General features: G+C 71.2%; 24 protein-coding genes. 11 read left to right on the top strand and 13 right to left on the bottom strand.

Annotated elements, in window-relative coordinates; translation table 11 throughout:
* The first annotated feature begins 45 nt into the window (after positions 1-45).
* From nusA to WYO_RS04690, 7 genes are all read left to right on the top strand, one after another.
* Positions 46-1,683, top strand: a complete 1,638-nt coding sequence (gene nusA / locus WYO_RS04720) for a transcription termination factor NusA (protein ID WP_007559695.1) — start codon at positions 46-48, stop codon at positions 1,681-1,683.
* Positions 1,684-1,708: 25 nt separating this feature from the next.
* Positions 1,709-2,443 carry an RNA-binding protein gene (locus WYO_RS04715; protein WP_007559693.1) on the top strand — a complete coding sequence of 245 codons (735 nt, stop codon included), beginning with the start codon at positions 1,709-1,711 and terminating at the stop codon, positions 2,441-2,443.
* Between the two features lie 79 nt (positions 2,444-2,522).
* Complete coding sequence (gene infB / locus WYO_RS04710; RefSeq protein WP_007559691.1) at positions 2,523-5,468, top strand: translation initiation factor IF-2; 2,946 nt, start codon at positions 2,523-2,525, stop codon at positions 5,466-5,468.
* 121 nt (positions 5,469-5,589) lie between these two features.
* Positions 5,590-6,033, top strand: a complete 444-nt coding sequence (rbfA, locus tag WYO_RS04705) for a 30S ribosome-binding factor RbfA (protein WP_007559690.1) — start codon at positions 5,590-5,592, stop codon at positions 6,031-6,033.
* Between the two features lie 54 nt (positions 6,034-6,087).
* The gene (truB, locus tag WYO_RS04700) at positions 6,088-7,116 is read left to right on the top strand and encodes a tRNA pseudouridine(55) synthase TruB (RefSeq protein WP_007559688.1); all 1,029 of its coding nucleotides are present in this window, start codon (positions 6,088-6,090) and stop codon (positions 7,114-7,116) included.
* Positions 7,117-7,596: 480 nt separating this feature from the next.
* Complete coding sequence (locus WYO_RS04695; RefSeq protein ID WP_007559686.1) at positions 7,597-8,991, top strand: dihydrolipoyl dehydrogenase; 1,395 nt, start codon at positions 7,597-7,599, stop codon at positions 8,989-8,991.
* A 109-nt stretch (positions 8,992-9,100) separates the two neighbouring features.
* A complete protein-coding gene (locus tag WYO_RS04690) occupies positions 9,101-11,716 on the top strand; it encodes a histidine kinase dimerization/phosphoacceptor domain -containing protein (protein WP_007559684.1) in 2,616 nt (871 codons plus the stop codon).
* A 37-nt stretch (positions 11,717-11,753) separates the two neighbouring features.
* On the opposite strand, the gene gmk is transcribed toward WYO_RS04690, so the two are convergent.
* From gmk to WYO_RS04650, 8 genes are all read right to left on the bottom strand, one after another.
* The gene (gmk, locus tag WYO_RS04685) at positions 11,754-12,419 is read right to left on the bottom strand and encodes a guanylate kinase (protein WP_007559675.1); all 666 of its coding nucleotides are present in this window, start codon (positions 12,417-12,419) and stop codon (positions 11,754-11,756) included.
* A 43-nt stretch (positions 12,420-12,462) separates the two neighbouring features.
* On the bottom strand, positions 12,463-13,341 hold the full coding sequence (locus WYO_RS04680; RefSeq protein WP_007559674.1) for a YicC/YloC family endoribonuclease: 879 nt from the start codon (positions 13,339-13,341) through the stop codon (positions 12,463-12,465).
* 367 nt (positions 13,342-13,708) lie between these two features.
* Entirely contained in the window at positions 13,709-13,978 is a 270-nt protein-coding gene (locus WYO_RS04675) for a hypothetical protein (RefSeq protein WP_007559673.1), read from the bottom strand.
* Between the two features lie 255 nt (positions 13,979-14,233).
* Complete coding sequence (gene mltG, locus WYO_RS04670) at positions 14,234-15,637, bottom strand: endolytic transglycosylase MltG (protein WP_007559672.1); 1,404 nt, start codon at positions 15,635-15,637, stop codon at positions 14,234-14,236.
* A gap of 245 nt (positions 15,638-15,882) precedes the next feature.
* Positions 15,883-16,773, bottom strand: a complete 891-nt coding sequence (gene mutM / locus WYO_RS04665) for a bifunctional DNA-formamidopyrimidine glycosylase/DNA-(apurinic or apyrimidinic site) lyase (protein ID WP_007559671.1) — start codon at positions 16,771-16,773, stop codon at positions 15,883-15,885.
* A 117-nt stretch (positions 16,774-16,890) separates the two neighbouring features.
* Positions 16,891-17,532 carry a Smr/MutS family protein gene (locus tag WYO_RS04660; protein ID WP_007559670.1) on the bottom strand — a complete coding sequence of 214 codons (642 nt, stop codon included), beginning with the start codon at positions 17,530-17,532 and terminating at the stop codon, positions 16,891-16,893.
* On the bottom strand, positions 17,529-18,710 hold the full coding sequence (locus tag WYO_RS04655) for an MltA domain-containing protein (RefSeq protein WP_007559669.1): 1,182 nt from the start codon (positions 18,708-18,710) through the stop codon (positions 17,529-17,531). Before WYO_RS04655 ends, WYO_RS04660 begins: the two co-directional genes overlap by 4 nt.
* Before the next feature lie 18 nt (positions 18,711-18,728).
* On the bottom strand, positions 18,729-19,445 hold the full coding sequence (locus WYO_RS04650) for a Tim44/TimA family putative adaptor protein (RefSeq protein WP_007559668.1): 717 nt from the start codon (positions 19,443-19,445) through the stop codon (positions 18,729-18,731).
* 339 nt (positions 19,446-19,784) lie between these two features.
* On the opposite strand from WYO_RS04650, the gene secB reads away from it, so the two are divergent.
* Positions 19,785-20,285: a protein-export chaperone SecB gene (gene secB / locus WYO_RS04645; protein ID WP_007559667.1), complete on the top strand. Its 501-nt coding sequence runs from the start codon at positions 19,785-19,787 to the stop codon at positions 20,283-20,285.
* A gap of 28 nt (positions 20,286-20,313) precedes the next feature.
* Here secB and WYO_RS04640 read toward each other — a convergent pair whose 3' ends face one another.
* Complete coding sequence (locus tag WYO_RS04640; protein WP_007559666.1) at positions 20,314-21,189, bottom strand: LysR family transcriptional regulator; 876 nt, start codon at positions 21,187-21,189, stop codon at positions 20,314-20,316.
* 46 nt (positions 21,190-21,235) lie between these two features.
* Here WYO_RS04640 and WYO_RS04635 point away from each other — a divergent pair, with 46 nt between their 5' ends.
* The 3 genes from WYO_RS04635 to WYO_RS04625 all read left to right on the top strand — a co-directional run bounded on the left by WYO_RS04635 (position 21,236) and on the right by WYO_RS04625 (position 23,566).
* Positions 21,236-21,841: a DUF4865 family protein gene (locus tag WYO_RS04635; protein ID WP_348270286.1), complete on the top strand. Its 606-nt coding sequence runs from the start codon at positions 21,236-21,238 to the stop codon at positions 21,839-21,841.
* Positions 21,842-21,856: 15 nt separating this feature from the next.
* Complete coding sequence (locus WYO_RS04630) at positions 21,857-22,249, top strand: tautomerase family protein (protein WP_007559664.1); 393 nt, start codon at positions 21,857-21,859, stop codon at positions 22,247-22,249.
* Between the two features lie 84 nt (positions 22,250-22,333).
* Positions 22,334-23,566 (top strand): MFS transporter, encoded by a 1,233-nt coding sequence (locus WYO_RS04625; protein WP_007559663.1) that lies wholly within the window; start codon positions 22,334-22,336, stop codon positions 23,564-23,566.
* A 109-nt stretch (positions 23,567-23,675) separates the two neighbouring features.
* Here WYO_RS04625 and WYO_RS04620 read toward each other — a convergent pair whose 3' ends face one another.
* From WYO_RS04620 to WYO_RS04605, 4 genes are all read right to left on the bottom strand, one after another.
* Positions 23,676-24,551, bottom strand: coding sequence for an RNA polymerase factor sigma-32 (locus WYO_RS04620; RefSeq protein WP_007559662.1), 876 nt, complete (start codon positions 24,549-24,551; stop codon positions 23,676-23,678).
* 338 nt (positions 24,552-24,889) lie between these two features.
* Positions 24,890-25,489: a CarD family transcriptional regulator gene (locus WYO_RS04615; RefSeq protein ID WP_007559661.1), complete on the bottom strand. Its 600-nt coding sequence runs from the start codon at positions 25,487-25,489 to the stop codon at positions 24,890-24,892.
* 559 nt (positions 25,490-26,048) lie between these two features.
* Positions 26,049-26,387 (bottom strand): ferredoxin FdxA, encoded by a 339-nt coding sequence (gene fdxA, locus WYO_RS04610; RefSeq protein ID WP_007559660.1) that lies wholly within the window; start codon positions 26,385-26,387, stop codon positions 26,049-26,051.
* Positions 26,388-26,604: 217 nt separating this feature from the next.
* Positions 26,605-26,898, bottom strand: coding sequence for an RNA-binding S4 domain-containing protein (locus WYO_RS04605; protein ID WP_007559659.1), 294 nt, complete (start codon positions 26,896-26,898; stop codon positions 26,605-26,607).
* Between the last annotated feature and the right edge of the window lies 1 nt (position 26,899).

Below are 26,899 nucleotides of genomic sequence, written 5' to 3'. Positions count from 1 at the left end.
GGGCGACCGGCACGAAGACTTGACGGAAGAGAAGGACCGACACCGATGGCCGTCGTCAGCGCCAACAGGCTCGAACTCCTCCAGATCGCCGACGCGGTCGCCCGCGAGAAGGTGATCGACCGCTCCATCGTCATCGACGCGATGGAGGAGGCGATCGCCAAGGCGGCGCGCTCCCGCTACGGCGCGGAGACCGACGTTCACGCCGAGATCGACAACAAGACCGGGGCCCTGCGCCTGTCGCGGCACCTTCTGGTGGTCGATCAGGTGGAGAACGACGCCCGCGAGATCACCCTGGAGCAGGCCCGCCGCTACAACCCGGGCGCGCTGGTCGGCGACGTGATCTCCGACACCCTGCCGCCCTTCGATTTCGGCCGCGTCGCCGCCCAGTCGGCCAAGCAGGTCATCGTCCAGAAGGTGCGCGACGCCGAGCGCGCCCGCCAGTTCGACGAGTACAAGGACCGGATCGGCGAGATCCTCAACGGCATCGTCAAGCGGGTCGAGTACGGCAACGTCATCGTCGATCTGGGCCGGGGCGAGGGCATCGTCCGCCGGGACGAGATGATCCCGCGCGAGACCTTCCGGCCGGGCGACCGGATCCGCTCCTACCTGTTCGACGTGCGCTCGGAAGTGCGCGGCCCGCAGATCTTCCTGTCGCGCTCGCACCCGCAATTCATGGCCAAGCTGTTCGGCCAGGAAGTGCCCGAGATCTACGACGGCATCGTCGAGGTGAAGGCGGTCGCCCGCGATCCGGGCTCCCGCGCCAAGATCGCGGTGATCTCCCGCGACGGCAGCATCGACCCGGTCGGCGCCTGCGTCGGCATGCGCGGCTCGCGCGTCCAGGCGGTGGTCGGCGAGCTCCAGGGCGAGAAGATCGACATCATCCCGTGGTCCGAGGACGAGGCGACCTTCATCGTCAACGCCCTCCAGCCCGCCGAGGTGGTGAAGGTCGTGCTCGACGAGGAGGCCGACCGCATCGAGGTGGTGGTGCCGGACGACCAGCTGTCGCTGGCCATCGGCCGCCGGGGCCAGAACGTGCGCCTGGCCTCGCAGCTCACCGGCTGGGACATCGACATCCTGACCGAGGCCGAGGAATCCGAGCGGCGCCAGAAGGAATTCGCCGAGCGGACCCAGGTGTTCATGGAGGCGCTCGACGTCGACGAGACCGTCGGCCAGCTGCTGGCGGCCGAAGGCTTCCGCAACGTCGAGGAGATCGCCTACGTCGACATCCAGGAGCTGTCCGGCATCCAGGGTCTCGACGAGGAGACCGGCGCCGAGATCCAGGCCCGCGCCCAGGATCACCTCGCCCGGATCGAGCAGGAGCACGATGCCCGCCGCACCGAGCTCGGCGTCGCCGACGAGCTGCGCGAGATCGAGGGCATCACCACGCCCATGATGGTCGCGCTCGGCGAGAACGACGTGAAGACCGTCGAGGACCTGGCGGGCTGCGCCACCGACGACCTCGTCGGCTACACCGAGGGCCGCGGCCCGGACGCCGTGCGCCATGCCGGCTATCTGGACGGGTTCGAGCTGTCGCGCGCCGAGGCCGAGGGCCTGATCATGGCCGCCCGCCTCAAGGCCGGCTGGATCGAGGCGCTGCCCGAGCCGGAGGCCGAGGAGGGTGCCGAGACCGACGAAGGCGAGGAGACCCCCGAGGCGACGGCCGCCACCCCGGCCGAGGCCTGAGCGGGAGGCTGCGGCGGACGCGCTCATGGCCGAGGTCGACACGACCCCGCCCGATGAGGGGCAGGATCCGGGACTCGATCCCGGGGGGCTCGACAGCGGCCCCGGCCGGCGCGTGCCGCAGCGGACCTGCATCGTCACGCGCGTGGTCCAGCCGCCCGAGGCGATGATCCGGTTCGTGCGCGGCCCGGACGGCAGCGTCGTGCCGGACCTGCGCGCGAAGCTGCCCGGCCGCGGCGCCTGGATCAGCGCCCGGCGCGACGCGGTCGCCACGGCGGTGCGCAAGAACCTGTTCCCGCGGGCGTTCAAGGGACCGGCCCAGGCCGGCCCCGACTTGCCCGACCGGATCGTCGTCGGCCTGCGCGAGGATCTGCGGCAGGCGATCGCCATGGCCAACAAGGCGGGATGCGTGGTCGCAGGCTTCTCGAAGGTCGAGGCCGCGATCGGCGGCCAGCCCGGCGCGGTGGCCCTGATCCATGCGGCGGAAGCCAGTCCAGACGGCCGTCGCAAGATCGCCGCGGCCTTGTACCGGCGGCACGGTGAGGCCATGTCAAGGATACCGATCATCGACGACCTGTCCGAAGATGAATTGGACATGGCCTTAGGTCGGGATCATGTGATACACGCTGCGCTCGTCGCAGGAGCCGGAGCTGCCGGCTGCCTGTCGCGTTGGCGTCGGCTACGCTCCTTCGAGGGCGCCGCCGCGGCGACCGAGGAGCCCGATCCAGCCCGAATCGGCGGGGTCGACGAAGCCTCACGTTGACGACGCACCAGGACGAATTTGGCCGGCGCCACCGGGCGTCGGTTCACGGGACGATGGAAACCCTCAGGGTTCAGGCTGAATGAGCGACACGAACAACCCGGGCGACAAGACTCTGAACAGGACTTCTCCGAAGCCGCTCTCCCTCAAGCGGCCGATCGAGGCAGGCACCGTGCGTCAGAGCTTCTCCCATGGCCGCTCCAAGCAGGTCGTGGTCGAGACGGTCAAGCGCCGCGGCGTCGGCGCGGCCCCGGCCGCCCCTGCCCGTGAGCCTGCGCCCGCCCCGCGCCCGGCTCCGACCGCCGCTGCGGCCCCGCCGCGCCCGGCCCAGCGCTCGGCGTCGGGTGTCGTGCTGCGCACGCTGAGCGAGCAGGAGAGCGCCGCCCGCGCCGCCGCCCTCGCCGACGCGAAGCGCCGCGAGGCCGAGGCCCGTCAGAAGGCCGAGGCCGAGGCCGAGGCCCGCCGCAAGGAGGCCGAGGAGCAGGCCCGACGCGAGCGCGAGGCCGCCGAGGAGCGCCGTCGCGAGGAGGAGGCCCGCAAGGCCGCCGCCGCCGAGGCTGCCCGCGCTGCCGAGGAGGCCGCCAAGGCTGCCGCCGCCGCGAATGCGGCTGCCGCCGCCGAGGCCGCTGCGCCCGCACCGGCCGCCCCCGCGGCTGCTGCCCCTGCCGCGCCGGCGGCTCCGGCCGCCGCACCCGCTCGCCCGTCGGCGACCCGTCCGATGCCGGCGCGTCCGAGCACCGTCGCTCCGGCCCGCCAGCCCGAGGCTGCCCGTCCGGCTGCCTCCGCGGCTGCGCGTCCGGCCGCCGCAGCGCCGGCCGCCCCGGCGGCGCGTCCGCCGCTGACCGCCCGTCCCGCCACCGGCGAGCCGCGCAAGACCATCACGGCCGATTCGCGCAAGCCCCGCGACCTCAACTTCATGGCGCGCCCCGCCCCGGCGCCCGAGCCCGAGAAGAGCGCCACGCCGACGACCGCCGCGCGTCCCGCCGGTGCCGCCGCAGCGGCGCGTCCCGCCGGCCGCGGTGCGCAGACCAACGAGGACGAGTCCGAGACCAAGCGGGTGATCCGCCGTCCCGGCATGCCGCTCAAGATCATCGCGCCGCCCAAGACGCCGAAGTCGCCGGGCGGGGACCGCAACCGCGGCCGCCTGACCATCGCGACGGCGACGTCCGGTGAGGACGAGCGCACCCGTTCGGTCGCCTCGTTCCGCCGCCGCCAGCAGCGCATGAGCGGCCGTGGCCAGGTCGAGCAGAAGGAGAAGCTGTCCCGCGAGGTGACGATCCCCGAGACGATCACCATCCAGGAACTCGCCAACCGCATGTCGGAGCGGGCCGTGGACGTGATCCGTCTGCTGATGAAGCAGGGCGAGATCCACAAGATCACCGACGTGATCGACTCGGACACCGCCCAGCTCATCGCCGAGGAGCTCGGCCACACCGTCCGCCGCGTCGCCGAGTCCGACGTCGAGGAAGGTTTGTCGTCCGACGAGCCGGATCTGGAGGAGGATCTCGATCCCCGTCCGCCGGTGGTCACCATCATGGGCCACGTCGATCACGGCAAGACCTCGCTGCTCGACGCGATCCGCAAGGCGAACGTGGTGGAGGGCGAGGCCGGCGGCATCACCCAGCATATCGGCGCCTACCAGGTCGCGGCGCCGTCCGGCGACATGATCACCTTCATCGACACCCCGGGCCACGCGGCGTTCACGTCGATGCGCGCCCGCGGCGCCAAGGTCACCGACATCGTGGTGGTCGTGGTGGCGGCCGATGACGGCGTGATGCCGCAGACCATTGAGGCGATCCAGCACGCCAAGGCGGCGGGCGTCCCGATGATCATCGCGATCAACAAGATCGACAAGCCGGACGCGAACCCCCAGCGGGTCCGCACGGAGCTGCTGCAGCACGACATCCAGGTCGAATCGATGGGCGGCGAGACCCTGGAATTCGAGGTTTCGGCCAAGACCGGCGACGGTCTGCCGGAGCTGCTGGAGGGCATCCAGATCCAGGCCGAGATCATGAACCTGCGCGCCAACGAGAAGCGCGACGGCGAGGGCACGGTCATCGAGGCCCAGCTCGACCGCGGTCGCGGTCCGGTGGCGACCGTGCTGGTCCAGCGCGGCACTCTGTTCACCGGCGACATCGTCGTGGCCGGTGCCGAGTGGGGCCGCGTGCGCGCCCTGATCGACGATGTCGGCGAGAACGTGCAGTATGCCGGCCCGTCGGTGCCCGTGGAGGTCCTCGGCTTCAACGGCACGCCCGATGCCGGCGACCGCGTGACCGTGGTGTCGAGCGAGGCCCGGGCCCGCGAGGTCACCGAGTACCGCGCCCGCCAGAAGCGCGAGCGGCAGAATGCCCGGACCGGCGGTGCCAACCGCTCGCTGGTCGATATGATGCGCGACCTCAAGGAAGGCGCCGGCCGCAAGGAGCTGCCGGTGGTCATCAAGGGCGACGTGCAGGGTTCGGTCGAGGCGATCGCGGGTGCCCTGGAGAAGCTCGGCAACGGCGAGGTCGCGGCCCGCATCCTCCTGTCGGGTGTCGGCGGCATCACCGAGTCAGACATCACCCTGGCTCAGGCGTCGAAGGCGGTCGTGATCGGCTTCAACGTGCGCGCCCTCAAGGAGGCCCGCGAGGCCGCCGAGCGGGCGGGTATCGATATCCGCTACTACAACATCATCTACGACCTCGTGGACGACATCAAAGCCACGCTGTCGGGGATGCTGCCGCCGACCCTGCGCGAGGAGCGCCTGGGCGAGGCGTCGATCCAGGAGGTCTTCGAGGTCTCCAAGGTCGGCAAGGTTGCGGGTTGCCGCGTCACCGACGGTATCGTGGAGCGCGGCGCGCATGTCCGCCTCATCCGCGACAGCGTCGTGATCCACGAGGGCAAGCTCAAGACCCTCAAGCGCTTCAAGGACGACGCGAAGGAAGTCACCTCCGGCCAGGAGTGCGGCATGGCCTTCGAGAACTTCGAGAACATGCGCGCGGGCGATGTCATCGAGTGCTACCGGGTCGAAGAGATCCGTCGCACCCTCTGAGATCCCGGACCTCGTCCGGACAGGGCGGTCGCGGCCTCAGCCGCGGCCGTCTTTTCTTTTTCGCGCATCTCTCTTTTGTTGGACGTGAACCGGCCGCCCCGCGGCGTCGGCCCGAGACAGAATGGCCCAGAAACCCACATCCACCGGCCCCTCGCAGCGCCAGCAGCGCGTGGCCGAACTCGTGCGCCACGCCCTCGCGGAGGTGCTCCAGCGCGGCGACATCCAGGATCCGGTGCTCAACACGCATGTCGTGACCGTGCCGGAGGTGCGGATGTCGCCGGACCTGAAGCTCGCCACCGCCTACGTGATGCCGCTCGGCGGCGTCGACGAGGCGCCGGTGATCGCCGCGCTGGACCGCCACCGCAAGGTGCTGCGCCAGGAGGTGGCCCGGCGGGTGAACCTGAAATTCGCCCCCGAGCTGCGCTTCCTGCGCGACGAGACCTTCGACGAGGCGGCCCGCATCGACAAGCTGCTGCGCGACGAGCGCGTGAAGCGCGACCTCGTCCCCGAGCGGGACGGCGACGGGCCTGAGGACGACGAACCGGAGACCGGTCGGGGGCATTGATCCCCGACGGCACACGGACAGGAACGGGGCAACGACCCCGGGGGACACGAGGACATGACGGTTTCCATCGAAGATCATCCGCCGGCCGAGCGCGCGGCTTCCGGTCCGGGCGCCGAGCGCCGGGGCCCGGAGGAGCGCCGCCCGCAGCGCGGACCGCGGCCCGATCGGCCCAAGCGCCGGGACGTGTCGGGCTGGGTCATCCTCGACAAGCCTGTCGGCATGACCTCGACTCACGCCGTCGCGGTGGTGAAGCGCGCCTTCAACGCCAAGAAGGCCGGCCATGCCGGCACCCTCGACCCGCTGGCCTCGGGCATCCTGCCGATCGCGCTGGGTGAGGCGACCAAGACCGTCCCGTTCGTCATGGACGGCCGCAAGGCCTACCGGTTCACCGTGCAATGGGGTGTCGAGACCGACACCGACGATGCCGAGGGCCGGGCGGTCGCCACCAGCGACGCGCGTCCGGAGCGGGCGGCCGTCGAGGCGGCTCTGCCGGCCTTCGTCGGCGCGATCGAGCAGGTGCCGCCGCGCTATTCCGCGATCAAGATCCAGGGCGAGCGCGCCTACGACCTGGCCCGCGAGGGCGAGACCGTGGAGCTGGTCGCCCGGCCGGTGCAGATCGACCGCCTCGCCGTGGTCGAGCATGACGGCGAGCGCACCGTGATCGAGGCCGAGTGCGGCAAGGGCACCTATGTCCGCGCCCTGGCGCGCGACCTCGGCCGGATGCTCGGCTGCTACGGCCACGTCTCGGCCCTGCGCCGAACCCGGGTCGGCCCGTTCTCGGAAGCCGAATCCTGCGCCGCCGCCGGCCTGACCGAGGGCGGCCCCGAAGCCGCGCTCGCGCATCTGCGGCCGGTGGAGACCGCGCTCGACGCGATCCCCGAGGTGGCGGTTTCGCGCGACCTCGGCCTGCGCCTGATGCGCGGCCAGTCGGTGATCCTGCGCGGCCGGGACGCGCCCGTGGAGGGCAAGGCCTTCGCGACCTGCGGCGGTATCCTGGTCGCGGTGGGCGATGTCGAGCGCGGCGAGCTGGTCCCGCACCGGGTGTTCCATCTCGGCGGCACCGCACCGGTGCGCAACGTCTGACCGGCGGGTTCCCCCTGAAGCGGGGGACACGCTCACGCCGCGGCTTATCCGGGCCGCGGTGTGGCCCCCCTCCCATGGGGGCGACGGGTCAGACCGGTCGATTCCCAGCTCGCGCTGACGCGGAAAGCTCGGTCTTGCTCTCCGGTCGAAGGCTGGACCGCTGCCGCGTCACGGCGGAACCCGGGATCCGGAGCCGCCGACGTGCCAAGCGGTTGAGCCGGCAGCGATTCTGGATTGACGCCATGGGCGTCCGCTCTGGGGCCGGGCTCGCCTGCGGCGCCCGGGAATGACGGTGCGGGTTATCGGGTCTGCGGTATCAACCCTCGGAAGAGCGTTCTTCCAATGGGCCCGCCGCATCCGAACCGCATTGCCCGACCAGCCCGTCTGAGCCCGTCGGCGGCTCAACCTGAGGCGCGTCGGCGCAGGCGGAACGAACCTCAGCGATGAAGCTTTGGCCCCGGCGACCGGCCCGGGGATACGATGAACGAACGCAGCTGTGATGTGGCGGTGATCGGGGCCGGGACCGCCGGGCTCGCCGCCTACCGGGCCGCCACCGAAGCCGGAGCGAGCGCCGTCCTGGTCGAGCGCGGCCCGGGCGGCACGACCTGTGCCCGGGTCGGCTGCATGCCCTCCAAGCTCCTGATCGCGGCGGCCAAGGCCGCCCATGCGGCGCGCAACACCGACCTGTTCGGCATCCGCGTCGCCGGCGTCGCGGTGGATGGGCGCGCGGTGCTCGAGCGGGTCCGCGCCGAGCGGGACCGGTTCGTCGGCGGCGTCCTCGACGGCGTGGACGCCCTGCCGGAGGCGGCGCGCATCGCCGGCAGCGCCCGGTTCGCGGATCGCGACAGCCTCACGGTCGACGATCACACCCGGATCACCTTCCGCGCCGCCGTGATCGCCACCGGTTCGAGCCCCACCGTCCCGGCGCCCCTGCGCGGGCTCGGCGACCGCCTCCTCACCACCGACACCCTGTTCGAGATCCCGGACCTCCCGGATTCGCTGGCCGTTCTGGGTGCGGGCGCGGTCGGCATCGAGATCGCCCAGGCGATGAGCCGCCTCGGAATCCGCGTCACGGTGATCGATGCCGGCGATACCGTCGCCGGCCTGTCCGAGCCGGATCTCGCCCGCCAGGCCGCCGAGATCTTCAGTGCCGAGCTTGCGCTGCATCTCGGGGCGAAGCTCGACTCCGCCGCGCGCGACGGGGACGGTGTGCGCCTCGCTTGGACCGACCGGAATGGGCGGGCCCGAGAGACCCGGGCCGACCGGGTTCTCGCGGCGACCGGCCGCGCGCCCAACCTGGGCGGGCTCGGGCTCGACGTGACGGGCCTGCGCCTCGGCGAGGGCGGCATGCCGGAATTCGACCGGCGCAGCCTGATCTGCGCCGGCGCGCCGATTCTGATCGCGGGCGATGCCGATGCCTGGCGGCCGGTGCTGCACGAGGCGAGCCGCCAGGGCAGCATCGCCGGAGCGAACGCGGCGGCGCTGGCCGCCGGGCGCGCTGTTACGTCGCCGGAGCCCTGGACCCGTCTGACAATGGTCTTCACCGACCCGCAGGTCGCCGCGATCGGCGCGCCCTACGCGGCCGACGCCCCCGGACGCATCACCGGAACGGTCGATTTCTCGACCCAGGGTCGTGCCCGGGTCGACGGCGCGAATCACGGCGGGCTTCGGATCTGGGCCGACCGGGAGGGCCGGCTGCTGGGTTCGGAGATGCTCGGGCCCGCGGTCGAGCATCTGGCGCATCTGCTGGCCCACGCGATCGGCGACGGGAAGAGCGCCGCGGCCGTGCGGGACCAACCCATATACCATCCTACAGTTGAAGAAGGATTTTCCACCGCATTGTCTGAAATCACACAGTCAATTTGTCAGTCTTAATCTGGCTCCGACGCCATCGTGATATCGAGCTGATCTTGCCGCGCGCGGAAGCATTGCACTTCGCCCCTGCCCCAGTCATATCAACCGAGATGAGCGGGGTTCTTTCCTGATGCCGCCGAAGCAGGCCCCCGAACGCGGCGTCGACCTCGACGTGCTCGCGCCCGACGCGTTGGATCGCCTCGACAAGGGCGTGATCGGACTCGATTCGGACGGCACCGTCGTGGTGTTCAGCGAGGGCGCCAGCGCGCTTTCGGGCCTGTCGCGCGAGGCGGTGATCGGCCGCAACTATTTCCGCGAGGTGATGCCGGGCACCAACGTGCCGAATTTCCGCGGGCGCTTCCTGTCGGGGAGCCGCCGCGGCGCCCTGGACGAGAGCTTCGACTACGTGTTCGGCCGGCTGCCCCAGCCCCTGCGGGCACGGGTCCACATGCGCCATGGCACCGCCGCCGAGACCGGCCCGGTCACCTGGCTGACCATCGACCCGATCGAGAGCCTCGGCGCCGGCCTGCCCCGCGAGGCCGTGATGGCCGCGATCGGCCGGCGTGTGCGCGCCGAGCCGGTCGATGCCAGCCATTGCGAGCGCGAGCCGATCCACATCCCGGGCTCGATCCAGCCCAACGCCGTGATGCTCGCGGCCGATGCCGAAACCCTGCACGTCCTGGCCTACTCGGCCAATATCGAGGAGATCGTCGATCCCCAGGATCCGCCGCTCGCCGGCCGTCCCCTGGACGACGTGCTGCCCCGCGACTTCGTCGAGGCCATCTGGGCGCGCCTGACCGCCGGTACCCTGGAGAACGGCCAATCCGCCCGCCGCCGGCTCACCCTTGCCGGCCGCGCGGCGCCCTATTACGCCGTGGCCCACGCCCATGCCGGGCGGGTGATCGTCGAGCTGGAGCTCGAGCCCGAATCGGCCGACGACTTCCCGACCGCCAGCCAGGTCGATACCGAGCTCGCCGTCGGGCGCTTGCGCGGGGCCGAGACCCTGGTCGAGGCTGCCCGGATCGCCGCCCTGGAGATCCGCGCGCTCACCGGCTTCGAGGCCGTTCTGGTCTACCGGTTCGACGCCGACTGGAACGGCGAGGCGGTGGCCGAGGACAAGGTGCCCGGCTGGTCGCGCAGCCTGCTCGGCCTGCGCTTTCCCGCCTCCGACATCCCGGCCCAGGCCCGCGCCCTCTACACCCGGGCTAAGAACCGCTTCGTGATCGACCGCGACAGCGTCCCGGTCGGCCTGGTGGCGGCGCCCGGCGCCGGCAACGGCCCGATCGACCTCACCTTCGCCCAGCACCGCACGCTGTCGCCGATCCACCTCGAGTACCAGCGCAACCTGGGCGTGAATGGCTCGATGTCGATCTCGATCATGGTCGAGGGCCGGCTCTGGGGCCTGATGATCGGCCATCATCGCCGCCCGCATTACGTCACGCCCGAGACCCGCTCGGCCGCCACCGTGCTCACCGACGCCTTCGCGATGCGGGTGCAGGAGATCGAGTCGCGCCGGCTCTGGGAGGAGCGGCAGGCCCATCTCGCGGTCGAGAGCCGCCTGGTGCGCGAGCTGACCCGCTCCGACGATTTCGTGGCCGCCCTGACCGCCGGCAACGCGACGCTGCTCGACCTGTTCAGCGCCACCGGCGCCGGCATCGCGGCGGGCGAGCGGGTGACGCTGATCGGCCGGTCGCCCCCCGCCGACATGGTCGGCCGGATCGCCGCCTGGCTGCGGGACCGGCTGCCGGCCGGCGAGAGCCAATACAGCAGCAGCAGCTTCACCGCCGAGTATCCGGAGGCGGCCCCCTACCGGGAGATCGCCAGCGGCCTGCTCGCGGCCTTCGTGGACGAGTCCCGCGAGAATCTGCTGCTCTGGTTCCGGCCGGAGGTGCCCAGCACGGTGACCTGGGGCGGCGACCCGCGCAAACCGGTCCTCGCCGGCAGCGGCCCGGTGGCTCTGCTGCCGCGCCGCTCGTTCGAGCGCTGGGTCGAGGAGCGCACCGGCTTCGCCGCCGACTGGGCCGAATGGCAGGTCCATCTCGCCGGCTCGCTGGCCGAGGCGGTCGAGGGCGTGGTGCTGCGCCAGCGCCGCAAGATCGACGAGCTGACCAGCCTGCTCGCCGAGAAGGAGCGCCTGCTCGAGCAGAAGGACCTGCTGACCCGGGAGATCGACCACCGGGTCAAGAACTCCCTGCAGATCGTCTCGGCCTTCCTGCAGATGCAGCGCCGCCAGATCTCCGATGGCGAGGCCCGGCAGGCCTTCGCCGACACCTCGGCCCGGGTGATGAGCGTCGCGCGGGTGCACGACAGCCTCTACCAGGCCGAGCGCTTCGACGAGGTCGATCTCGGCCAGACCATCGAGAACCTGTGCAACGACCTCGCGGGCCTGGCCGGCGAGGGCCACGCCGTCGATCTCTCGGCCGAGCCCGGCCTGATGGTGCCCTACCGCAAGGCGGTGGCGCTCTCGCTGATCGCCACGGAGCTCGTGACCAACGCGTTCAAATACGCGGCCAACCCCACCGGCGGCGGCCGCGTCGAGGTCAGCGTCTCGGCCTCCGGCCCGGGCGAGGTTCAGCTTCGGGTCTGCGACGACGGTTCCGGCCTGCCCGACGACTGGGCCGAGGCCAAGGTGCGCGGCAAGGGCACGGGCCTCGGGATGAAGCTGATCCGGGCGATGCTCGACCAGATCAACGCCCGTCTCGACGTGGCCAACAACCCGGGCGCGTGCTTCACCATCACGGCGTGATCGAAGCCGCCGCCGTCATGGCGTGCGGGGTGGGAGCTTAGGCGTCCGCCTCCGCCAGCAGCCCGTCGACGAACTGCGCCAGGCCGGTGCGGCGCGCGCGCTTCAGCCGCTCGGCCGAGAGAATGCCCTGCAGCGCCTGGAAGGCCGCCTGCAGGTCCTCGTTGACGATCACGTAATCGTACTCGCTCCAGCGCTGGATCTCGGTCCGGGCATTGGCCAGCCGCTTCTCGATCGTCTCGGCCGAATCCTCGGCGCGGCGCTCGAGGCGCTGGCGCAGCTCGGCCATGCTGGGCGGCAGGATGAACACGGTCACCACGTCCTGGGCGAGCTTAGCCCGCACCTGGCGGGTGCCCTGGTAATCAATGTCGAAGATCATGTCCCGGCCCGAGCCCAGGACCTTCTCCACCGGGCGGCGGGGCGTGCCGTAATAATTGCCGTGGACCTCCGCCCATTCGAGCAGGTCGTCGCGGCTGCGCAGGTCCTCGAACGCCTCGCGGTCGATGAAGTGGTAGTGCCGCCCGTCGATCTCGGAGGGCCGGCGCGCCCGGGTCGTGACGGAGATCGACACGTCGAGCGCCCAGGTCGGATCCTGCGCGATCGCCCGGGTCAGCGTGGTCTTGCCCGCCCCCGAGGGCGAGGACAGGATCAGGATCAATCCGCGCCGCGCGATGGTGTCGGAGACGTTCTTCGCCGGTCCGCTCATCCGCGTGGCTCCGTCGCGTGTCGCATGTGGGGGTCCCAAGGCTTCATTCGATGTTCTGGACCTGCTCGCGGAACTGCTCGACCACGGCCTTGAGGTCGAGCCCGATCCGCGACAGGCTGATGTCGTTGGCCTTGGCGCACAGGGTGTTGGCCTCGCGGCCGAATTCCTGGGCCAGGAAATCCAGGCGCCGGCCGATCGCGCCGCCGGCGGCGAGCAACTCGCGGGCGCTGGCGACATGGGCGTGCAGCCGGTCCAGCTCCTCGCGCACATCGGCCTTGCCGGCGAGCAGCATCGCCTCCTGGTGCAGGCGGTCCGGGTCCAGATTGGTCCCCCCCAACGCCTCGATGGCGGCGGCCAGCCGGGCACGCACCGCTTCGGGCTTGCGCGCCGGGTTGTCCTCGGCCGCCTGGGTCAGCGCGGCGATCCGGTCGACCTGCGCGGTGACGACCTCGGCGAGCTGACGCCCCTCGGCCCGGCGTGCCTCGACCAGGTCGGCCACCACCCGGACCACGCCCTCGGCGAGATCCCGCGCGAAGGTCTCGGTCTCGGCCCCCGCCTCGTCCTCGACCTCGATCACCCCGCGCACGCCGAGCAGCCCGTCCATCGTGGCCGGCGCGACGCCCTCGGGCACCGGCACCCGGGCGACCGCCTGGGCGAGGCTCGCCAGCAGGCCCTCGTTGATCCGCACCCGGGCGGCCTGCTCCGGCTTGGTCAGCGTCAGGGTCAGCTGGCACTGGCCCCGCGACAGGGTCTTCTGCAGGGCAGTGCGGGCGGTCTCGCCGAGCCCGTCATAGCCCGCCGGCACGCGGATGCGCACGTCGAGGCCGCGCCCGTTGACGCTCCGGACCTCCCAGGCCCATTGCACCGCCCCGGTGGTGCCCGCCGCCCGGGCGAAGCCGGTCATGCTTGCGATCTGGGCCATGTCGACCCCCATCCTCGTGAAGATCCGGGCCTGTAGCACGGATCGCCCCGGGGGGAAGGGGTGGTGCGCTGGAGTCCGATCACCACGCGGTCCTCGCGACCGGAGCAATCCGGTGATGCGCGCCGTTTTGCGATCGCGGTCTGCCCTGGGTTGCTTCGCTGCGCTTGCAATGACGGAGAGCGCTGTGGGCGGTTGGCGTCTGCCCTTTGAGGCCGTGGATGTAGACGCCGGTATCGAGCATCAGCGGCCCGCCCGGCGCTGCCGTCACTCCGATGAAAGGAAGGTCGCGCCGGGCGCGCGGACGAATCCCTTTCAGGTCACGACGAAGGCTGAGCTTCTCCGTCGACCGCGAGATCGGGAACACGGTTCAAAAACCGATATCGAGCTCGGGGTCCAGTTGGCCGTGCGCCGCCTCGAACGCATCCGCGAAGGCGTCCTCGAGGGCCAGGTTGGCGAGCGCGACAATCAGCAGATCCGTTTTGGAGCTGAGGCCCGTCCGCCTCTTCGCTTGCCGGACCAGGCTCGCCGGCAAGCGGGCACCGACCTGCTGCATCTCGCCCTGATCGAGACCCGTCTTCGGGAGATGCGCGCGTAAGCTATCGACCATCTGGGCGAGAGCAGCATCGTCGCCCGGCATCGGGGCGGCGGGGATATTGTGCGCCTGACGTCGCGCGGCGCGGCGGCCGTCTGGCCTACCCTTTCGAGGCAGATCCCCGGTCGCCCGACCAGCCTTCCCGATCGGGGGATCTGCGGTGATCCGGGCCATCACCTCGCCGCCCCAATTAACAGGCTTCTGATTCTGCTAACATAACTCCGTATCCCCTGCCGAACAACGCGTTGGGGTCGCTGAAGGCGCCGCCGCCAAGCGCGCGACGACGTCTGCGGCCCCCGCCTATCGCCGCCCGCGCGGGGCCGGCGTCGGGTCGGCCAGCGCTGGCACGGTCTTGGGCGAGCCGAGATCGTAGCTGCGGTTCTTCAGCGGATCGAGGCGCGTGCCCTCGGAGGCGTCGAAGGCGCGCGTGCCCGGCGTGCCGCTGTCGAGGGCGAAGGCCGCGTTGGTATTGGGCGTATTGCTTCCCGGCGCGAAGGCCGAGGCGCGGCCGGGGACGCTCGGATCGGGACCGGGCTCGACCTTGTCGACCGCGTCCGGCGGTGCCTGGCGGCTCTTCTCGACCGCGCGCCAGCGGGCGACGTTGCGCTGGTGGCCTTCGAGCGAGTCGGCGAAGGCGTGGCCGCCGCTGCCGTCGGCGACGAAGTACAGGTCCTTGGTCCGGGACGGGTTGGCCACCGCCTCCAGGGCGGCCCGGCCGGGATTGGCGATCGGCCCCGGGGGCAGGCCCTCGATCGCGTAGGTGTTGTACGGGGTCGGCCGCTCGATCTCGGAGCGCAGGATGCCGCGCCCGAGGGTGCCGCGCCCGCCCACCAGCCCGTACACGATGGTCGGGTCGGATTGCAGCTTCATCCGCTTGTTCAGGCGGTTGATGAACACGCCGGCGACCCGGGGCCGCTCGTCGGCCCGGCCCGTCTCCTTCTCGACGATCGAGGCCAGGGTGACCATCTCGGCCGGGGTCCGCACCGGCACGTCGGCGCTGCGCCGGAGCCAGATCTGGTTCAGCACCTCGCGCTGCTTGGCCCGCATCAGGTTGACGATCTGCTGGCGGGTGGCGCCGCGCTCGAACTTGTAGGTGTCCGGCAGGAGCGAGCCCTCCGGGGGGATCTCGTTGATCTCGCCGGTGAGGATGTCGTTGTCGTTGAGCCGCGTGACGATCTGCTCGGAGGTCAGGCCCTCCGGGAAGGTGATCGCGTGCTGCACCTGCCGGCCGGTGGTGACCGTGTCGAGGGCGTCGGCGATGCTCGCATGCGCCTTGAACATGTACTCCCCGGCCCGGAGCGCCGGCCGACCGCCGAAGCGGGCGGCGAACTCGAACAGGCCGGTATGGTCGATCACGCCCTCGCGCTTCAGGGTCTCGGCGATCTCGCCGGTGCCGCTATGGGGCGGGATCACCACGACCTTGTCGGTGGCGAGCGGTCCCGGCTCGCGCACCTGGCGCTGGAACAGCGTGATCCCGATCATCGCCGCGATGGCGATCACCACCGCGAAGGTGAGGGCGCCGCTGATGATGCCGACGAGGCCGCTGCGCTCGCGCACCGGCTTCTCCGGCGGGGGCGGCGCGGCGGTCGGCTTGATCGCCTCGCCCGGGGAGCGCGGCGACAGGCGCTGCGGCAGGGCGGGGCCGTCCGTCGGATCCTGCGCGATGGTCTCGGGCGCGGGCGTCTTTGAGCGGCGGAAGAACATCGCGTTCCTGTCACGAGCATCATCCCGAGCGCCGGGCGCCGGCTCTCGGGAAGACAATGATGCAAAACCAGCGACCTGACGCGTCGTCCCGGATCCGAGACCCGGGACGACGCGTCAGGCCCGCGCGACCCGTCTCGCGCCGCGGGCCGGGACCGGCTGCCCGCAACCGGATGCGCGCGTCGAGATCCGCGACCCTAGCCGGGTTTGTGGCGAAATTGCCGTTCTGCGGTGCGAGAGCGGCCCGATCAGACCGGCGGCTGGCAGGTCGCGCAGAAGAAGGTCGAGCGGTTCGCCTGTACGATCCGGGTCACCGAGCCGCGGCAGCCCGGGTGGCGGCAGGGCTCGCCGACGCGGTCGTAGACCCGGAACGCGTGCTGGAACGCCCCGGCGGTGCCGTCGGTGTGGGCGTAGTCGCGCAGGGTCGAGCCGCCGGCCTTCACGGCCTCCTCCAGCACCTGCACGATCGCCTTGGCCAGGGCGTTGGCCTTGGGCGTCGGCCGCCCGTCGGGCTTGACCAAGAGGCCGGCGGGGGTCTCCGGGTGGAGGCGGGCCCGGTGCAGGGCCTCGCAGACATAGATGTTGCCCAATCCCGCGATCAGGCGCTGGTCGAGGAGCGCGGCCTTGAGCGGCGCGATCTTGTGGCGGAACAGGCCGGCGATCACTGCCCCGGTCAGCCCGTCGAGGGGCTCCACCCCCATCCGGGCGAAGTGGCGGCTGCTCGCCAGGGTCTCGCTCGGGACGAGGTCCATGAAGCCGAAGCGGCGGGCGTCGTTGTAGGTGATGGTCGCGCCGGTGCTCATCGCCATCACGACGTGGTCGTGCTTGGGCGTGCCCTGCGCGCCTTCCAGATAGAAATCCCCGGGCGACAGGTTGCGGCCGTCCGGCAGGGCGACGTCGAACCGGCCGCTCATGCCGAGATGCATGATCAACGTCTCGCCCGAATCGAGCCCGGCGGTGAGATACTTCGCCCGGCGGGCGAGATCGGTGACGGTGCGCCCCTCCAGCCGCGCCGCGAATCGCTCCGGGAACGGGAAGCGCAGATTCGGCCGGCGCAGGGTGACCCGGCTGAACCGGGCACCGACCATCGCGGGCACCAGGCCGCGCCGCACCGTCTCGACCTCGGGAAGCTCCGGCATTTTTCTTCGGGACTTTTTCGTGGGACCATGCGTGAGGTCTGGATATCGACACCTTCGACCAGAACCGCAACGGTGAGCACCCGTCGCGGTTTGACGCCCCGCTCCGAAGGCCGGCGGTCAACGTCTGCGAAGTCTGACGTAGAGCGCGCCGCCGCCGCCGTGATGCCGGGCCGCCTCCTCGAAGCCGAGCACGATGCCGCGCAGTTCGGCACCGCGCAGCCAATGCGGCACGCTGCGCCGGAGCACCCCCCGCTCGGCGAAGGCGTCGGGATAGGCCGAGCCACCCTTGTCCGCCCCGCCCTTGCCGGTGACCACCAGCACGTAGGCATGCCCTGCCGCCCGGCACCTCAGGAGGAATCCGGTCAGCGCAGCATGGGCTTCGGACTGGACCATGCCGTGCAGGTCGATCCGCGCCTCGACCGCGAGCCGCCCCCGGCGCAACCCGACCTTGGCCTGCCGCTCCAGTCCCGATGGCGGCGCATGGCTCTGCGGCGGCGCCTGATAGGGCGCAGCGGTGACCTTGAGGGCAGGGGGCGCCGACGGCTTGGGCGGCGGCTTCGGGCGGGGCTTCTTCGCGGTCGGGCTCGCCGACGGTTTCAGGATCGGCGCCGCCAGCGGCGGCATGGTCGCGGTGGGTGCCGGCGGCGCCTCGGGTGGCAGCGTCGCCCGGCCGGCCAGCGGCGTCACCAGCTTGGCGATCTCGCTCCAGAGTCTCGCCTCCCCGGCGCTCAGCCGGCGCGTGCGGCGCGGCGGCCTCACGGCGCGACCCCCGGAGCGGGCTTGGGCAGCAGCACCACGAAGCCGACAGCGTCGCGCAGGTTTCCGGCCGCGATCCCGGCCTGCGCCCCGGTCCCGACGAACAGGTCGCCCCGGGCCGGCCCGAGGATCGCCGAACCCGTATCGGCGGCGATCACCAGGCGCCCGGCCTCGCCCGGCGCGGCACCGGGGAGTTGCCCGACGAGCCAGAACGGCAGGCCGTAGCGCCACAGCCCACCATCCACCGCGAGGCTGCGCCCGGGTGTCAGCGGCGCGTTGGCGGCGCCCGGCGGGCCGAGCGCCGGATCCTCCACCGGGGCGAGACGGAAGAAGATGTAGGAGGCATTGGCGCGGATCAGGCGCCGGGCGGTCTCCGGATGCGCGCGCAGCCATGTCGTCCAGCGGGCGAGCGTCAGACCCTCCAGCGGCAGGTGGCCTTCCTGCACGATCAGCTTGGCCACCGCCGTGTAGGGCTGGCCGTTGCGCCCGTCGTAGAGCACGCGGACAGCCCGCCCGTCGGGCAGGCGGACGCGGCCCGAGCCCTGGACCTGCAGCACCAAGAGATCGACGGCGTCGCGCAGCCACAGGATCGGCCGCGCCTGCGCACCCAAAGCTCCATCCTCGATGGCTGCCCTGTCGGGGTAGGGCGCAAATCCCTCCACGGTGGCGCGCGCCGCCCGCAGGGCCGGGTCGAGGCCGGGCCGTGTCTCGCCGGGCGCGAGCGAGACGAGATCGGAGGGCCTGGCGAGCACCGGGGTCGGGAAATCTGGTCCCTGGCTGAGCGCGCCTTCGAGTTCCGGCTCGAAATAACCCGTGAGGAAGCCGGGCCGCTCGGCCGCCGACCGGACCACCCGGAAGGCTTCGAACCGCTGCCGGAAGAACGCCTCTGCCGCTTCCGGCACGACATCCGCTGCCGCAGCGCAGGCCGCCGACAGGGCTGCCGGATCGCCGGTCACGCCAGCGGGCTGCGGTGTGGGCGGCGTCGGCGCGCCACAGACCCGCCGGAACGCTTGGAGCGCCGCGGCAGGATCGGGGCCGGGAAAGCCCGGCAGGGCCTCGAACGGAACGGGAGTCAGGACCGCGCCGCCGATCTCGGCGGGAGCGGCCGGTGCCGAGCCGGCTAAGAGCGTCGCGAAGAGGGCGGTCGGGAGCCGTCCGGACCAGGCACGCAGGTTGGGCACGGCAACGGAATCACGAAATCAGGCGCCGGCCTCGGTGGCCACGAGTTGCCAGTTCGGATCGCGCGAGCCGAGGGTGCGCGCGAAGGTCCAGACATCCGGCACCTCGACCACGGTCTCGGCGCTGCCGTCGATGACCTTGCCCTCGGCGTTCCGGGTGGCGGTGATGAGGTTCGAGAGGAAGCGCACGGTGATCTGCGCCACGCGGTTGCGCACCTCGATGGCGACGATCTCGGCCTTGTCGATCGACACGAAGGTGGTCTCCAGCGTCTGCCGGTTGCGCTCACGCTCGGTGATCGCCCGCTCGAACGCCTCGCCGACCTCCTTGGAGAGGAGCCCCCGCAGGGTCTTCCGGTCGCCCTTGGCGAAGGCGATCATGATCGTCTCGTAGGCCGCCTTGGCTCCCTCGATGAAGGCGCGCGGGTCGAAGCCGGGCTCCGCCTGCACCGCCGCCTCGAGGCCGCGGGCGATCTCGGAGCCGGGCTCCGCGATGCCCCGCCAGTCGCGCGCCGCCGCGGCGGCCGGGGACGGTGCGGCCTGGACCCGGTCGGCGCCGGGCAGGCGCACGACGTTGTCGCCCTCGGAGCGGGCCTGCGGCTCGGTGCGGCTTCGATCCACCGGCTTGAACGGCGAGCGCTCCGCGCCGGTCTTCTGGCCGAGAACCGAGCGCAGGCGCCAGATCACGAAGACTGCGAGCGCGAGGAAGATGATCGTCGTAACGTCGAAGCTGTCCTGCATCACCGATCCGATGGTGGCCGCGGCGGGACCTCGTGCCCCTTGCCGAGGTCGTGCGCGGTGCGGCGCCGGCAAAGCGCTCGCGGGTCTAGGCGACTCATAACTGACCAACGCGCAAGGAGCGAGCCGGTTATACCGGTGCGGAACGCCGCGATCCCCACGCGTCAACCGATATGGGGGTCGGACACCGCCGCCGCCAGCGCCACGCCAGCCTGCTGCTTGTCCGTGCTCGGCGCGCGTGTTAGCGGCGCTGCCTTCCGGGCCGCTCCGCGGCGCCGTTCAGCGGCTCCCGCCGCGACAACCCGGGCCGGCCGTGCCGGCCGATCGAGAAGGATGATCCGCATGGCCGACTCCCCGGCAGCCAACGGCAACGGCGGCGGCATGCCGCAGGGCGACGCGCCGACGATCAACGCGCTGGCGCAGTACACGAAGGACCTGTCCTTCGAGAACCCGAACGCGCCGCGCTCGCTCCAGCCCAAGGAAGGCCAGGGCCCGCAGATCAGCATCCAGGTCAACGTCACCGCGCAGCAGCTCTCGGATACCGATTTCGAGGTCGAGCTGACGCTGGAAGGCGATGCGAAGATCCAGAACGAAGTGCTGTTCGCGTTCGACGTGAAGTATGCGGGCGTCTTCCGGATGGTCAACATCCCGGCCGACCAGCTGCATCCCGCCGTGATGATCGAGTGCCCGCGCCTGCTGTTCCCGTTCGCCCGCCAGATCGTGGCCGAGGCGGTGCGCAACGGCGGCTTCCCGCCGCTCTACATCGACCCGATCGATTTCGTCGCGCTCTACCGCCAGAAGGCCATGGAAGCGCAGGGCGCCAGCGGCCCGCTCGCCTCCTGAGGCTTGAGAGACTGTCCCGGCGCGCCCGTCAGCGGCCGCCGGGACCCCGATAGGCCGCCGCCAGCGTGCGCAGCGCCTCTGCGGGCCGCCCGGTCAGATGCCGGGACCGCAGCACGATCCAGGTGAGCGGCAATTCGGGCAGGCCCAGCCGCGCCCCGACCTCCACGGCGCCCGGTGGCGCGGTACTCGGTGCCAGGGCGGCGATGGCGAGGCCCGCCGTGACCGCGGCGCCGACCGCGAGCACGCCGCCGCCGACGAACACCTCCGTCCAGGGCAGCCCAGCCGCGTCGAGGGTACGGGCCGCCGCCGCCCGGACGTTGCAGGGCCCCGACAGGCCCGCGAGCCGCAGGGGCTCGCCCGGCGGAGGGGCCGGGAAGTCCGGTGCCGCGAACCAGCCCAGACGCTCCTGCGCCAGGACGGTCCCGCCACGCTCGGGCATCTCCTCGGTCCGCAGCAGCACGGCATCGTAGCCGCCCTCGCCCGGGGACTCGAAGGCGGAAGCGAGGTCCCGCGAGGGGACGATCCGCACCTCGGTGATCAGACCCGCCGTGTCGAGGCCGAGACGCCGGAGCAGGGCCGGCAGGTTCGGACCGGCGATATGATCGCTGATCCCCAGGCAGAGCCGCGCCGGGACATCGCCCGCGATCTCCGACAGGGCGCTCTCATGCGCCTCCAGCAGCCGCCGGGCCGCCGACAGGAACAGCTCACCCTTCCGGGTCGTGGCCACGTGCCGGGGCGTCCGGTCGAGCAGCCGCGCCCCGAGCCGATCTTCCAACCGCTTGAGCCGGAGGCTGATCGCCGCCTGTGAGGTGTCGAGGGCTTCGGCCGCCCGGGTGAAGCTGCCCAGATCGATCACCCGCACGAAGGCCAGCACGCCGTCGAGGTCGAGGGGGCGGGGCACCATCACAAGCATCCGTTATGAGAGATATAGCCCGAGATATCTGGCTCATATGGCTGCCCCCTGCAATCGTCCCGCTGCAACCGAGGAGGGGACGATGCTCGTGGCCCGTTACCGGCACCGCTTGCCGGCAGATTATCCGATGGACCGAATTCGTGCGCGGGTGGCCGAACGGGCGCCCGCCTGGGACGCGATACCGGGCCTCATCTTCAAGGCCGTCACCGTCGAGGAGCGTGCGCGCGGAGCGACGGCGAACGCCTACAGTTCCTTCTATCTCTGGCGCGACGCCGGTGCCGCCGCCGATTTCCTCTCCGGGCCGGGCTTCCAGGCCGTGATCGACGGTTTCGGCCGGCCGCAGGTTGAGACCTGGCTTCCGTTCACCGTGACGCTCGGCGCCGCCGCGACCACGCTCACCCTGTCCGAGGAGACGCGGCAGATCGGCCCTGACGAGGATCTCGCCCGCTTGCGAGAGACCGAGCAGGTCCGGGGACGGGACATCGCCGGGCACCCGGGTGTCCTGGCCACTCTGGTCGGCCTCGACCCCGCCACCTGGCGGCTGAGGCGCTTCACGCTGGAGGCCGACCGCGTCGATGCAGGGTCCGGCACCGAGGTCGCGCATCTCGCCGCCCCCGGCCTCGCGGCCCTGCGCAGTCTCTGAGCGCGGTAGACGTCGATGCCCATCATCCGCATTTCCCTGCGCGCCGGCACGCCTCCGGCAGACCGCACCACCCTCGTGGAGGGCGTCTACGCAGCCCTGCGCGAGACCTTCGCCGTAGCGGAGGGCGACCTGTTCGCCTTCGTGCATGAGCACGAGGCGGCGAACTTCCACTACGGGCCGGACTATCTCGGCATTCATCGCAGCGACAACCTGGTGGCCATCCAGATCACCGCCAACGCCACGCGGACCACTGCCCAGAAGCGCGCGCTCTACGCCGCCATCGCCCGCAATCTCGGGCGCGAGCCGGGCGTGAAGCCGGCCAACGTGCTGGTCAACTTGGTCGAGGTGGCTCCCGAGAACTGGTCGTTCGGCGATGGGCTGATGTCGTACGGGCCGGCGGATCCGTGACGGCGGGTGCGGCCGAGCCGAGCCGGGCTTGACCGTACGCGGGACGACGTTCAGGTGCGGGGCCCGCCGCCAGACCTGGATCGCATGAGTCCCACCGCACATCTCGCGTTGATCAACCTGTTCACCGGGGACATCCAGGGAGGGCTCGGCCCGTTCCTGGGCACCTGGCTGGCGCAGGCGGCCTCTTGGAGTCCGGCGCGGGTCGGCTTCGTCATCACCCTGGTGGGAATCGGGACGCTGTTCCTGAGCGGCCCGTTCGGGGCCCTGGTCGATCGCTTCCCGCGTCCGCGCCTGCTGGTGGCGCTGGCCTGCGCGGCGATCCTGGCGGGCACGCTCCTGCTCCTGCCGGCGCGCAGCTTCCCTGCGGTGCTCGTGGCGCAGCTGCTGGCCGCCGCCGGCGGCACGCTGCTGCTGCCGGCCGTCGCGGCGCTGACCCTGGGGATCGTCGGCAAGGACGGGTTCCCCAAGCAGCAGGGCCGCAACCAGGCGTTCAACCATGTCGGCATCCTGGTTGCCGCCGGTGGCATCAGCCTCGGCACCGGCACGTTCGGCCCGGCCATCGCCTTCTGGGTGCTGGGCGGCATGGCGGTCGCCGCGATCGTCGCGACGCTGACGACGCCGGCCGGCGCCTGGAACCGGCGCCGCGCCGTGGGCTGGAAGGAGGACGAGGACGAGGAGCCGCAGCGCAGCGGCATCCGTCAGGTTCTCGGCAACCGGCGCCTGCTGGTCCTCACCGTGGCGCTGACGCTGTTCAACCTCGGCAACGGCGGCATGCTGTCCCTGCTCGGTCAGAAGCTCGTCGCCACCGCCGCCGATGCCACGACCTGGACCGCCCGCTACGTCATGGTGGCGCAGCTCGTGATGGTGCCGGTGGCCCTGTTCGCCGGCTCCCTGGCGGATCGGCGCGGACGGCGCCAGCTCCTGATGGTGGCGTTCGCGGTGTTGCCGGTGCGGGCTCTGCTGTCGGGCCTGATCGACGATCCGGTCTGGCTCATCAGCGCGGAAATCCTGGACGGCGTCGCCTCGGGCATCGTCGGGGTGGCGGTGCCGGTGGTCGTCGCCGACCTGACCTGGGGCTCCGGACGCACCCAGACGGCGCTCGGCAGCGTGAACGCGGTGCAGGGTGTCGGCGGCGCCCTGTCGGGCTGGTACGGCGGCCTCTCCTACGGGCTGTTCGGCTGGACCGGCGCGTTCCTGGCCCTCGGCGTGCCGGCGCTCATTGCCCTGGCGCTGGTGATCTGGCTCGACGCCACCCCCGAGCCCGGCCGCCGCAGGCGCCGGCGGGAGCGGCAGGGGGCTGCGATCCAGGGGGCGTAGGGCGACCTCGAGGACCCAGCTGCCGAGCGGGTTGCTCCTGCCAGGAACGCGAAAAGCCCGGCCTGCGAGGCCGGGCTTGTTGGAACGATCGAACCGTCTCGCGGAACGTTCAGCCGATATGCGGGCTGCCGGTGGCGGCGGGGAAGCGGTCGGCCAGGGCGCGGCGGAGCTTTTCCAGGGCGCGGTTCTCGATCTGGCGGACGCGCTCCTTCGAGATGCCGAGGCGCTGGCCCAGGGCCTCCAGGGTCGCCTGATCCTCGGCGAGGCGGCGCTCGCGCAGGATCCGCAGCTCGCGCTCGGACAGCACCGTGAGCGCCTGCTGCAGCCAGCTGAGGCGTCGCTCGCCGTCGACCGTGGCGCTCACGGTCTCGTCCGGCAGCGCGGCGCCGTCGACCAAAAAGTCCATCCGCTCGGAGGAGGCATCATTGTCCTCACCGACCGGGGCGTTGAGCGACATGTCGGGGCCGGAGAGGCGGGCATCCATCAGCGCCACGTCGTCGCGCGAGACGCCGATGGCGGTCGCGATGCGGCGGTGGATCTCGTCGCCGACATGCTCCTCGGTGGATTGCATCAGCCGGGCGCGCAGCCGGCGCAGATTGAAGAACAGGGCCTTCTGGGCCGAGGACGTGCCCCCGCGCACGATCGACCAGTTGCGCAGGATGTAATCCTGGATCGAGGCGCGGATCCACCACGTCGCGTAGGTCGAGAACCGGACATCCCGCTCCGGCTCGAAGCGCGCGGCAGCTTCCATCAAGCCGACATGCCCCTCTTGCACGAGGTCGGCCATCGGCAGCCCGTAGTGACGAAAACGCCCCGCCAGGGCGATGACGAGGCGCATATGGGCTGAAATCAGGCGGTGCAGCGCCCGCTCGTCGCGGTTGTCCTTCCAGCGGACGGCGAGGCCGCGCTCTTCTTCCCGTGCCAGGAAGGGCGCCTCCATGGCAGTCCGAATGAACTGCCGACGAATTCCAGCGATATCAGCCATCCCGCCTGCCTCTTGTTGCCGAGTGCTGTTGCGGCGCCGAACGGAGCGTCCAACCCGCAGGGCGTCACCGAACGGCGGCGCCAGGCAACCGACAACGGAAGGCAAAACGCGAAAGTTCCGCCGCATCCCTTCGCAGTGCGACAGCCGGACGGCCACGTTTTCGTGTTCCGTCCGGATGACATGGGTTTCGGCGCCCCGCCGTCCAGTCCCCAGCCCTCCGAAGCGGTGTGGAAAAGGCGCCGGCTGGTTCGGCCACGATCGCTCGCGCCCGGCGCGAGGGCATAAAAAAACCCGGCCACCGGGGCCGGGCTTTGCAAAATCTTGAAGGGATGGACGCCTCAGGCGGCCACTTCCTGGATGTCGTCGCCTTCACCCTCGGCTTCCGCCTCCGGCTCGGCCTCGCTCTTGGCGCGGCGCGGCGACTTCGCCAGGCTCTGCTCGATGAGCTTCAGCGCCTCGGTCTCGGTGATGCGGTTGACCGAGGAGATCTCGCGCACGATCCGGTCGAGGGCAGCCTCGTAGAGCTGACGCTCCGAGTAGGACTGCTCGGGCTGAGCCTCCGAGCGGAACAGGTCGCGCACCACCTCGGTGACCGCGAGCAGGTCGCCCGAATTGATCTTCGCCTCGTATTCCTGGGCCCGGCGCGACCACATGGTCCGCTTGATCCGGGCGCGGCCGGTCAGCACGTCCAGGGCCTTCTTCACCAGATCCGGCTCGGCGAGCTTGCGCATGCCGACGGAGTTGGCCTTCGCGGTCGGGACGCGCAGGACCATCTTGTCCTTCTCGAACGAGACGACGAACAGCTCAAGCTTGTAACCCGCGATCTCTTGCTCCTCGATCGCGGTGATGCGACCGACGCCGTGGGCCGGATATACGACGGCCTCACCGGTCTTGAAGCCTTGCCGGCCTGCGGTCGTCGTCTTCTTGGCTGTGGTCATGCGAGAAGGGCCTCCACTGGCGCGCGACGCTCCGCGCCGCGCAAAACCGTGTTCTTCCGGGCGGGATACCCGGTTTGCCTCGCCGTTCCCGGGATGACACGCCCCGGAGGACGAGCACCCGGGCGTTCCCCGGCGCGACCGTGCAAACACCGGAACATCCGCCGAAGTCACCCTCGGCGGTCGTTCGCGTGCCACCACTCCTAATTCACGAAAGCGAAAGGCGTTTCGGCCGGAGGGAGCACGTCTGGCGCGAGCGACGGCAGGCGGATTGTGTATCACAATCCGGCGCGCAGATCAAAGCATCCCTGAAGAAGCGCGCGCGGTCCGGGCGTCGCCTCGAAAGAGTTTTACACCGGCTCGGCCGGAGAGGAATGACATGCTTGCGGCCCAGGGCTTCGCAGGACGCACGTCGTAAACGGTTTGGATCGCGATCGACAGCGACCCGGTAACCCGACGACAGATCGCAACATCGTGAGGCGATCCGTTATCCAGTTTGTGCAGCGTCACGGCGGCTTTTAAAGCCCCGGCGCCGCATCGACGACCAAACCTGCAGCCGGTTCTAGTCGCCGGAGCCGGGGTTGGCCGAGAAATGCGCCTCGAGCTTGCCGGCGACGCCGTCCCACTCCTTGGCGTCGGCCGGCGCGTCCTTCTTCTGGGTGATGTTGGGCCAGCTCTTCGCGTAGTCGGCGTTGAGCTTGAGCCACGTCTCCAGATTCGATTCCGTGTCGGGCTTGATCGCCTCGGCGGGGCATTCCGGCTCGCAGACGCCGCAATCGATGCACTCATCCGGATGGATGACGAGCATGTTCTCGCCCTCGTAGAAGCAGTCCACCGGACACACCTCGACGCAGTCCATGTACTTGCACTTGATGCAGTTGTCGGTGACGACGTAGGTCATCGGCTGTCTTCGTCCTAAAAATTCTGGTCTGCCCGGGCGGAGCCTCGAAGGCCCGCACGCCCCGGTGGCGCTGCGATCGTGCGCCGCAAAACCCGGCGTCGAACCGGGTCTTTCGGAAGCCGATGGCTCTAGACCCTGCCTTCCGGGCTGACAAGCGCGCCGGTGTCCCAGGGCACCCGCGATCGGGGCCTCGACCGGCCGCTGTGGCGCCGGCTCATCACTCGGGCGGGTCGACCGCGATCGGGATGCCGGCGAGGTCCTCGTAGAGAAGCCGCGCCTCCGGAGCCGGCCCCCGTCGCTCGCCGAGGCCGCGCACACGCACCGCCAGGGTCGCGTGCGGGGCGGCCACCGTCACGACATCCCCGATCACGATGCCCTTGGCCGGGTTCTCGGCCCGGGTTCCGTTCACCCGCACGAAACCGTCCTCGGACAGACGCGCAGCCAGGGATCGGGTCCGCGCGAAGCGCGCGAACCACAGCCATTTGTCGAGCCGCTGCCGACCCTCCCGCATG

The sequence above is a fragment of the Methylobacterium sp. GXF4 genome, assembly GCF_000272495.1.
GTDB lineage: Bacteria > Pseudomonadota > Alphaproteobacteria > Rhizobiales > Beijerinckiaceae > Methylobacterium > Methylobacterium brachiatum.
This window is presented reverse-complemented; position numbering and strand designations above follow the sequence as displayed.